General features: G+C 51.7%; 10 protein-coding genes. 7 read left to right on the forward strand and 3 right to left on the reverse strand.

Features of this window, described 5'->3' with window-relative positions; translation table 11 throughout:
* Positions 1-18: 18 nt before the first annotated feature.
* A complete protein-coding gene (locus NSCA4_RS0104340) occupies positions 19-294 on the reverse strand; it encodes a DUF1289 domain-containing protein (protein WP_016686996.1) in 276 nt (91 codons plus the stop codon).
* Between NSCA4_RS0104340 and NSCA4_RS15465 the strand changes: the two genes are divergently transcribed.
* Entirely contained in the window at positions 293-445 is a 153-nt protein-coding gene (locus NSCA4_RS15465) for a hypothetical protein (RefSeq protein ID WP_016686997.1), read from the forward strand. The genes NSCA4_RS0104340 and NSCA4_RS15465 overlap by 2 nt on opposite strands.
* A gap of 216 nt (positions 446-661) precedes the next feature.
* On the opposite strand, the gene NSCA4_RS0104350 is transcribed toward NSCA4_RS15465, so the two are convergent.
* Positions 662-1,033 (reverse strand): ACP-like domain-containing protein, encoded by a 372-nt coding sequence (locus NSCA4_RS0104350; protein ID WP_016686998.1) that lies wholly within the window; start codon positions 1,031-1,033, stop codon positions 662-664.
* Positions 1,034-1,576: 543 nt separating this feature from the next.
* On the opposite strand from NSCA4_RS0104350, the gene NSCA4_RS0104355 reads away from it, so the two are divergent.
* Positions 1,577-2,845: an NRAMP family divalent metal transporter gene (locus NSCA4_RS0104355; RefSeq protein ID WP_029609507.1), complete on the forward strand. Its 1,269-nt coding sequence runs from the start codon at positions 1,577-1,579 to the stop codon at positions 2,843-2,845.
* A gap of 231 nt (positions 2,846-3,076) precedes the next feature.
* Here NSCA4_RS0104355 and NSCA4_RS0104360 read toward each other — a convergent pair whose 3' ends face one another.
* A complete protein-coding gene (locus NSCA4_RS0104360) occupies positions 3,077-3,541 on the reverse strand; it encodes a universal stress protein (RefSeq protein WP_016687000.1) in 465 nt (154 codons plus the stop codon).
* Positions 3,542-3,734: 193 nt separating this feature from the next.
* On the opposite strand from NSCA4_RS0104360, the gene NSCA4_RS0104365 reads away from it, so the two are divergent.
* The 5 genes from NSCA4_RS0104365 (at position 3,735) to pncB (ending at position 8,833) form a co-directional block, all read left to right on the forward strand.
* Positions 3,735-4,511 (forward strand): tRNA threonylcarbamoyladenosine dehydratase, encoded by a 777-nt coding sequence (locus NSCA4_RS0104365; RefSeq protein WP_016687001.1) that lies wholly within the window; start codon positions 3,735-3,737, stop codon positions 4,509-4,511.
* 1 nt (position 4,512) lies between these two features.
* A complete protein-coding gene (locus NSCA4_RS0104370) occupies positions 4,513-4,971 on the forward strand; it encodes a hypothetical protein (protein WP_016687002.1) in 459 nt (152 codons plus the stop codon).
* A 105-nt stretch (positions 4,972-5,076) separates the two neighbouring features.
* Positions 5,077-5,964 (forward strand): segregation and condensation protein A, encoded by an 888-nt coding sequence (locus NSCA4_RS0104375; RefSeq protein ID WP_016687003.1) that lies wholly within the window; start codon positions 5,077-5,079, stop codon positions 5,962-5,964.
* A 175-nt stretch (positions 5,965-6,139) separates the two neighbouring features.
* Positions 6,140-7,471 (forward strand): branched-chain amino acid transport system II carrier protein, encoded by a 1,332-nt coding sequence (gene brnQ, locus NSCA4_RS0104380; RefSeq protein ID WP_016687004.1) that lies wholly within the window; start codon positions 6,140-6,142, stop codon positions 7,469-7,471.
* A gap of 138 nt (positions 7,472-7,609) precedes the next feature.
* A complete protein-coding gene (gene pncB, locus NSCA4_RS0104385) occupies positions 7,610-8,833 on the forward strand; it encodes a nicotinate phosphoribosyltransferase (RefSeq protein ID WP_016687005.1) in 1,224 nt (407 codons plus the stop codon).
* Positions 8,834-8,916: the final 83 nt, after the last annotated feature.

Raw genomic sequence — 8,916 nt, forward strand, 5'->3', positions numbered from 1 at the left:
CGGAACAAAGTTGTCGTCTTAAGTTTCCGGAACAAAGTTGTCGTCAAACAAATTGTCCTGCTGTATTTCTTCCCATTCGTCCTGTTGTCTCAGCAAATCAAGTTTTTTGTTGCGGATTTTGGTTTTGCGCATATGCAGCAGGCGCATGACTTGGTGCTTTTGGTCGTCCGTCATTTGCTGCCAAAAATGCCTTTCTTCGCGGCTACGCAGGCAGCCTTTGCAATAGCCTTTTTCGTTGGCTTTGCATACGCCGATGCAGGGGCTGGGGATGGGAAAGAAATCAGGTTGTTCCATGATGCGGGTATTGAAAGGTCGTCTGAAGGAGTATAGCCAAGGTGTATGGTTTCGGCTATGTATGGTTGTCGTTCAGGAAATTTTTTATTTTGATACTCTGCTGAGCGATGAAGAGCGCCATGCTGATCTTAGTTTTACCGTCGCAGGATAATAATGCGCTTCCTCATTAAAATTTAAAACTCAAAAAGGTTTAGCTCGACGATATGCTGACTGTGCTGAATCCATCCGAGATTTGTTTATTTTACACGACCGGATAAGTGGCTGAAATCGGATTGAGAGATTTTAAAAGGATAGATAAAAATAAAGGTCGTCTGAAACCTTTTTTAGATTTCAGACGACCTGTTTTAAGTTTTAAATCGTTCCGTTATTAACGGTCGATGTTAACAGGTTCGCAGTTTTTCACGATGAAGCGGTTGCGTGAGTCGGTTACGCCCACAACTTCAGAAGTGGTGTGGGTGTTGCGGTCGATGTAACCGGCAGACATAGAAAAACCGCGTTTGTTGGTGAAGGTTGTACCGGTGCTGTCAGAACGGCGTTTGTCGGTGCGCAGGCTGATTTGTTTGCCGGCTGCATTTGCGGATGCGCCTACTGCTTTGCCACTGCGGTCAAATTCGTAAACGACATTCAGTTTTTTACCGTTGTCGCATTTGTAAGGAACGTAGCCTGCAGGAGCGGCAGCGGCAGTCATGGAAACACCGGCGGTCAGTACGGCTACAATAGCGGCAGATAAGAATTTCATCTGGTATTACTCCATAAAAAAGATTGATGTGTGGCGTGGACTACCCGGCGCCATCTTTGCTTTGAAAGCAGGGGATATTTTATCTGTTCGCAAAAAATATACAATATGCCGATATGCAAAGCTGTACTAAGAAATTTTCGGGAAGGGTTATTCTGGTTGAAAAAAATCCAATAAGTTGAAAATTTATCTTAATGAAATTATTAAATTTATTTTTTATCTATAATATTCAGATATTTAGCTTATTGAAAAAAGCTGTTGAACAAACTGGAAAGCTTTTTCCCAATACGCAGCTTTGAATCATATAAAGATCATAGTGTTGTTTTTCGGTCTCAGTCCGGATTTAATATCAAAAGCGATACAAGCTCGCCCGAAAAGGGTTTCCAGCCACAAAATGCTGATGATTGGGGATTTTCGATTCTGTACAGCTTATTTTTAACATGTTCCGGCATGAAATATCCGAAATGTCTGTTAGATAATCTCTTGATTTACGTTAAAATACGCCTTTTTTTTGTGAAGGTCGTCTGAAAAAAGACGGAGAGAATGATGTCTGAACAACACACACACGCTTCGACTTGGAAAAGCAAAATCAACGCGCTGGGACCCGGAATCATGATGGCTTCGGCAGCGGTCGGCGGTTCGCACCTGATTGCTTCCACGCAGGCGGGCGCGCTTTACGGCTGGCAGCTTGCGTTGATTATTATTTTGACAAACCTCTTCAAATACCCGTTTTTCCGCTTCAGCGCGCATTACACGCTGGATATGGGCAAAAGCCTGATTGAAGGTTATGCGGAAAAAAGCCGCGTTTACTTGTGGGTATTCCTGATTTTATGCGTCGTATCGGCAACGATTAACGCGGGCGCGGTCGCCATCGTGACCGCCGCCATCGTCAAAATGGCGATTCCCTCGTTGACATTAAATATCGGCGCAATCTCCGCGCTGATTATGGCTTCCTGCCTGATTATCTTGGCGAGCGGACGCTACAAAGCTTTGGACAATGTTTCCAAAATCATCATCGTCAGCCTGACGATTGCCACGGTCGCCGCAGCCGCCATCGCCATGTCGCGCGGCATGCAGATGAAGCCCGACTTTATCGAGCCTACCCCATGGACACTGGCAGGCTTGGGCTTCTTAATCGCGCTGATGGGCTGGATGCCTGCACCGATTGAAATTTCCGCCATCAACTCGCTGTGGGTAACGGAAAAACAACGCATCAATCCTTCCAGCTACCGCGACGGTATTTTCGACTTCAACGTCGGCTATATCACCAGCGCAGTGTTGGCAGTCGTCTTCCTCGCCTTGGGCGCGTATGTGCAGTACGGCAACGGCGAGGCAGTGCAGATGGCGGGCGGCAAATACGTCGGTCAACTGATCAATATGTACGCCGTTACCATCGGTGACTGGTCGCGTCCGATGGTCGCATTCATCGCTTTCGCCTGTATGTACGGCACGACGATTACCGTAGTGGACGGCTACGCACGCGCGATTGCCGAGCCGGTGCGCCTGCTGCGCGGCAAAGACAAAACGGGCAACATCGAACTCTTTGCCTGGAACGTTTGGGTCGCAGGTACGGGCTTGGCAGTGATTTTCTGGTTCAACAGCGCGATGGCAGAGCTGCTCAAATTCGCCATGATTACCGCCTTCGTTGCCGCTCCCGTGTTCGCTTGGCTGAACTACCGCCTCGTCAAAGGCGACAAACGCCACAAGCTGACGGCAGGTATGAACTTCCTCGCCATCCTCGGCTTGATTTACCTGACCGGATTTACGGTTTTGTTCCTATTGAACCTGACAGGCATCTTGGCTGCACCTAAGTAAGCCGAATCAAAACAAAGGTCGTCTGAAACCGGATTTTAGTTTTCAGACGACCTTTTTGTTATGGGTTTGGTTTTGGGAGGGAGTTATTTGTTAGTGTAGGCGAATGACATTGCGAAGAATTTCATGATTTATAATCAATAATTCGTAAAACCTATTTGAAATAAGATGAAAAAAGGTCGTCTGAAAACCTTAGTTTGAGATTTCAGACGACCTTTTCAATAGGGCAGACCCTTACGCCTCTTCTGCTTTGCTGCGGATAATCAGAAGCGGCAGGTGGCTTTGGCGCATCACGGTTTCGGCGAAGCTGCCCATTAAGAGGTGCATCAGACCGGTGCGGCCGTGTGTGCCGAGTACCAGCAGGTCGGCGCCGTTTTCATCGGCGTAATCGACCAAATCCTGCGCCATTTCGCGCGCGCCTTTGTTGGCGATCAGAAGGTGTTTGACAATGTTTTCCACGCCGTTTTCACGGGCGCTTTTTTCGGCGAAGTCCAAAACTTCGTTGCCTTGGGCGACGGCGGCGGCTTCGTAGCTTTCGTGTTGCAGGAATTCGGGGGCGAGCGCCATGTATTCGGCGGGATTGGCGACGTGTACCAAAGTCAGGCGGGCGTTGTTGACGCTTGCCAACTCGGCGGCGTGTTTCAGGGCGTTGAGGGAAGTTTCGCTGCCGTCAACGGCTACAACCAGATGTTTGTACATAGTTCAATCTCCTTTTTGCGCCGCAAGCGGCACTTTGTTGGATGCGGGTGGGAAGGGTCCGACATGAAAAGATTATAGACTCATTCGGGCTGCTGAAACAGTCCGTCTGCTTTCCAGTATAATATGCGCCGGAATCTTCCGCAGCGTTTTGCTTTGATTTTCATTCATTTATTGACATATCACAAGGTTGGGTATGAACGACACTGTTTTTCTTCCTTCGCGCCGTTTCGGCGGTATTGCCAGACTCTACGGAGATGAAGCACTGGCGCGGTTTTCGCGCGCGCACGTCTGCGTGGTCGGCGTGGGCGGGGTAGGCTCTTGGGCGGTGGAGGCTTTGGCGCGGACGGGCATCGGTCGTTTGACCTTGATTGATTTGGACAACGTCGCCGAGTCCAATGTCAACCGCCAGCTTCATGCGCTGACCGACGATTTCGGCAAGGCGAAGGTAACGGCGTTGCGCGAACGCATTGCCCAAATCAATCCGCAATGCGAAGTGGAGGAAATCGAAGATTTTGTGACGGAAGACAATCTGGAAACGCTTTTCAGACGACCTTTCGACTTTGTGATCGACGCGATAGACCAAGTACGCGTCAAGGCGGCGTTGGCGGCTTATTTTGTGCAATACAAACAGCCGTTTATCCTGAGCGGCGGAGCGGGCGGACAGAAAAATCCGGCGTTGATTCAAACCGCCGATTTGAGCCGCGTGACCCACGACCCGCTGCTTGCCAACCTGCGCTACACCTTGCGCAAACGCTACGGCTTCAGCCGCGATACCAAAGAAAAAATGCGCGTGCCGTGTGTGTTCTCGACTGAAAACATTACGCCGCCGCAATCGGGCGAAGCGTGTTCAACCGATACCGCGCCGCAAGGTTTGTCCTGCGCGGGTTATGGCGCGAGTATGTTGGTAACGGCTTCGTTTGGTTTGTACTGTGCGCAGGCGGCGGTGGAACATATTGCGGGACGGAAATGAGATGACCCGATTTTTTAAAGCCTACTTTATCGCCAGCCTGATTTATGCGGTGTGGTTCGGCGTGTTTATGTATGCCGTCGATCCGATGTTTGGCGCAATCGGATGCGACATGCAGTCGGGCGATTATCTGTGTTTTCAGGACGGCTATCCGGGGCCGTTTACCAATTTCCTTTATCCTTTCCTGTCCGTTCCGATATTCAGCTTTTTGCACGCTGCCATCATGAAGTGGCGCAAACGCTGCTCGGTCGGGATGATTTGGTTTTTGGTCGGCTGCGAATGGCTGCTATTGTCGGCTTGGATAATTGCAATGCTGGCGCGCGATGGTTTTGTGTTTTCCCGCGATGCCGTTACGGTGCTGCTCGGTTCGTTTTTCGCCGTTTTGCCGCTGCTGGGCATGGCGTTGGCGCAAACGCTTGCCATTGCCATCGCTTCTTTGAAAAGCCAACGCAAAAAAGGCTGATTTTTGTTTTGCCGCACTCGTTTTGGTGAACCCCGCTGTGTTTTCAGACGACCCCGTTATTGATTAACCACTCATCGAACCTAATAAGAAAAAGCTCCTCTAATCATGCCTTCAGAACACCTTATCTCTCCCGCTGCGGCAACGTCGTCTGAACACACGGTCGCGTGGGTATTCGGTCAGCCCGTAACCGATTTGCCGCAGGATTTGTTTATTCCGCCCGATGCTTTGAAGGTTGTCTTAAGCAGCTTCCAAGGGCCGTTGGATTTGCTGCTTTACCTGATCCGCAAACAAAATATCGACGTTCTCGATATTCCGATGGTGAAGATTACCGAGCAATATCTGCACTATATTGCCCAAATGGAAGCGTATCAGTTTGATTTGGCGGCGGAATATCTCTTGATGGCTGCGATGCTGATTGAAATCAAATCGCGCCTGCTGCTGCCGCGTCCCGAAGAGGTTGAGGATGATGAGGCGGACCCGCGTGCCGAGCTGGTGCGCCGCCTTTTGGCTTATGAACAGATGAAGCTGGCGGCGCAGGGGTTGGATGTGTTGCCGCGCGCGGGGCGGGATTTTGCTTGGGCGTATCTGCCGCTGGAAATCGCGGTCGAGGCGAAGCTGCCGGAGGTGTATGTCGCCGATTTGACGCAGGCGTGGCTGGGCATTTTGTCGAGGGCGAAACATACGCGCAGCCATGAAGTGATTCAGGAAACCATTTCCGTACGCGCGCAGATGACGGCGGTTTTACGTCGTCTGAACGAGAGCGGGATATGCAAATTCAGCGATTTGTTCAAACCGGAGCAGGGTGCGGCGTATGTGGTCGTCAATTTCATCGCGCTGTTGGAGCTTGCCAAAGAAGGTTTGGTCCGCATCGTCCAACCGGACAGCTACGGCGAAATCGAAATCAGCCTGAAACAGGAAAATTTAGAACGCCCGGAAGCGGAAGGGGGCGTTTCAGACGACCCCGCCGCCGACGTTGAAGGCGAAACGGCATGATGATTTCACGCTTGGCAAAACCATACCCATTTCCATCAACTGCCCTTTATATAGTGGATTAACTTTAAATCAGGACAAGGCGACGAAGCCGCAGACAGTACAGATAGTATGGCAAGGCAACGCAACGCCGTACTGGTTTAAAGTTAATCCAATATAAACAAACAGGTACGAATTTATGAACAGTGTTTCCCCGCTCAACCGCAAAGCCTCGCTGTGGGCGGTCGGTTTGATGTTGTTCGCTTTGTTTTTCGGTGCGGGCAATCTGATTTTCCCCGCTTATCTCGGACAACAGGCGGGGGAAAGCTGGCTTTCTGCGATGACGGGCTTCCTGTTGACCGGCGCGGGCTTGCAGCTCTTGGGCGTGATTGCCATCGGCTATTCAGGCTCGCGCGACTTGCAGGCGCTGGCTTCGAGGGTTGCGCCTTGGTACGGCGTGGCATTTGCCGTCGCGCTGTATCTGTCTATCGGGCCTTTGTTTGCCATGCCGCGTACGGCGACGGTGTCGTTTGAGATTGCCGTTGCGCCGTTTTTAAATGAAAGTCAGAAAACAGTCGGGCTGGCGGCGTTCAGCGTGGCGTTTTTCGGCGTAGCGTATTGGCTGTCGATGTCGCCGGGCAAACTGGTTGACCGTATCGGTAAAATTCTGACGCCCGTATTGCTTTTGACGATTGCCGTTTTGGTCGGCTACGCCGCGCTGAATCCGATGGGCGTTCCCGCAGCGGCACAAGGCGATTTTGCCCTTCGTCCGTTCATAAAAGGCATTTTGGAAGGCTACGGCACAATGGACGCACTCGCTTCGCTGGTGTTCTCCATTATCGTCATTGACGCCGTACGCGCGATGGGCGTGGACAACCGCTCCGAGCTGCTGCGGACAACCGCCGTTTCAGGCATCGTCGCCGCATCTTGTCTGGCATTGGTGTACCTCTTCATCGGCTATATGGGCGCGACCAGCGTGGCAGGCTTGGGGCTTCAGGAAAACGGCGCGGAAGTATTGTCGAAAACCGCGAATTTCTATTTCAGCGTATCCGGCAACATCCTTTTAGGCGTCATCGTCCTGCTCGCCTGCTTGAGTACCGCCGTCGGACTGATTACATCATGTTCCGAATATTTCAACCGCCTGTGTCCCGGCATTTCTTACAAAATTTTCGTCGTCATCAATACCCTCGTGTCTATGGCGTTGGCGAACAAAGGCCTGTCTTCCATCCTGACCTTCTCCATCCCAATGCTGATGCTGCTGTACCCGCTGACCATCGTCATCATCCTGCTGGTCTTCCTGCACAAACTGTTCGGCGGCAGCCGCATCGTCTATTTCTGCACCATGATGGCAACGCTGGCAGTCGGTTTGCTCGATGCCTATAAAGCCGCGTTCGGTTTCAGCAAAGAAGTCGCCGCCGACATCAACGGCGCACTGCCGCTCTACGACGTCGGACTGGGCTGGCTGCTGCCCGCAACCGTCGGCTTTGTTTTAGGATGCGTCCTAAACGCCGCGCTCAAGAAAAAAGCATAAGGCTTATGAATCAAAACACAGGTCGTCTGAAAGCTTTCAGACGACCTTTTCAACATTCCCCCGGCCAAAAAAGTAACACCTGCCCGTCTAACCGTGTTCTAATAATGCTTTACATTTACGCCGAACGAGAGAAAAGCCATGACCGCACCTCAAACGCCCGTTATCCGCTCCCTGCTCGACACCGACCTGTACAAGTTCACCATGCTTCAGGTGATACTGCACCAATTCCCCCAAACCCACAGCCTTTACGAGTTCCGCTGTCGCAACAAAGACATGGTTTACCCGCTTGCCGACATCCAAGCCGACTTTGAAAGAGAACTCGACGCGCTCTGCCAACTGCGCTTTACCCACGACGAACTCGACTACCTGCGCAGCCTGCGCTTCATCAAAAGCGACTTTGTCGACTATCTCGAACTCTTCCAACTGCAACGCCGCTTTGTCGAAGTCAGCCCCGACAATGAAGGTCGTCTGAACATCCGCATCGAAGGCCCCATGATTCAGGCGATGTTCTTTGAAATCTTCATCCTCGCCATCGTCAACGAACTCTACTTCCGCCGTCTCGAAAGCCCTGCCGTCATTGAAGAAGGCGAACGCCGTCTCCAAGCCAAAGCGCAGCGTCTCAAAGAAATCTCCGCCGGGCAAAACCCGAACGACCCGCCGTTTCTCATCTCCGACTTCGGTACCCGTCGCCGCTACACCCTCGACTGGCAGGAACACGTCATCCGCACCCTGCTTGAAGCCGCACCCGACATCGTGCGCGGTACCAGTAACGTTTACCTCGCCAAAAAAATCGGCATCACCCCTATCGGCACGATGGCACACGAGTTCCTCCAAGCCTTCCAAGCCCTTGACGTGCGCCTGCGCAATTTCCAAAAAGCCGCCCTCGAAAGCTGGGTACACGAATACCGCGGCGACCTAGGTATCGCACTGACCGACGTGGTCGGCATGGACGCCTTCCTGCGCGACTTCGACCTCTATTTCGCCAAACTCTTCGACGGTCTGCGCCACGACAGCGGCGATCCCTATGTATGGGGCGACAAAGCGTATGCCCATTACAAAAAACTCAAAATCGACAGCCGTACCAAAATGCTGACTTTCTCCGACGGTCTGGACATCGAACGCTCGTGGGCATTGCACCAATATTTCAAAGACCGTTTCAAAACCAGCTTCGGTATCGGCACCAACCTCACCAACGACATGGGACATACTCCGCTGAACATTGTCCTGAAGCTCGTCGAGTGCAACGGTCAATCCGTCGCCAAACTCTCGGACTCCCCGGGCAAAACCATGACCACCAACAAAACCTTCCTCGCCTACCTTCGCCAGGTATTTGACGTGCCCGATCCGAAGACGGAGGGCTGATTAACCGAAATTACGGTAAAAAGGTCGTCTGAAAACCTTGATTTGGGGTTTTCAGACGACCTTTTGATCGATTGAAACGCTTG

The organism is Neisseria sicca 4320, assembly GCF_000193735.1.
GTDB lineage: Bacteria > Pseudomonadota > Gammaproteobacteria > Burkholderiales > Neisseriaceae > Neisseria > Neisseria sicca_E.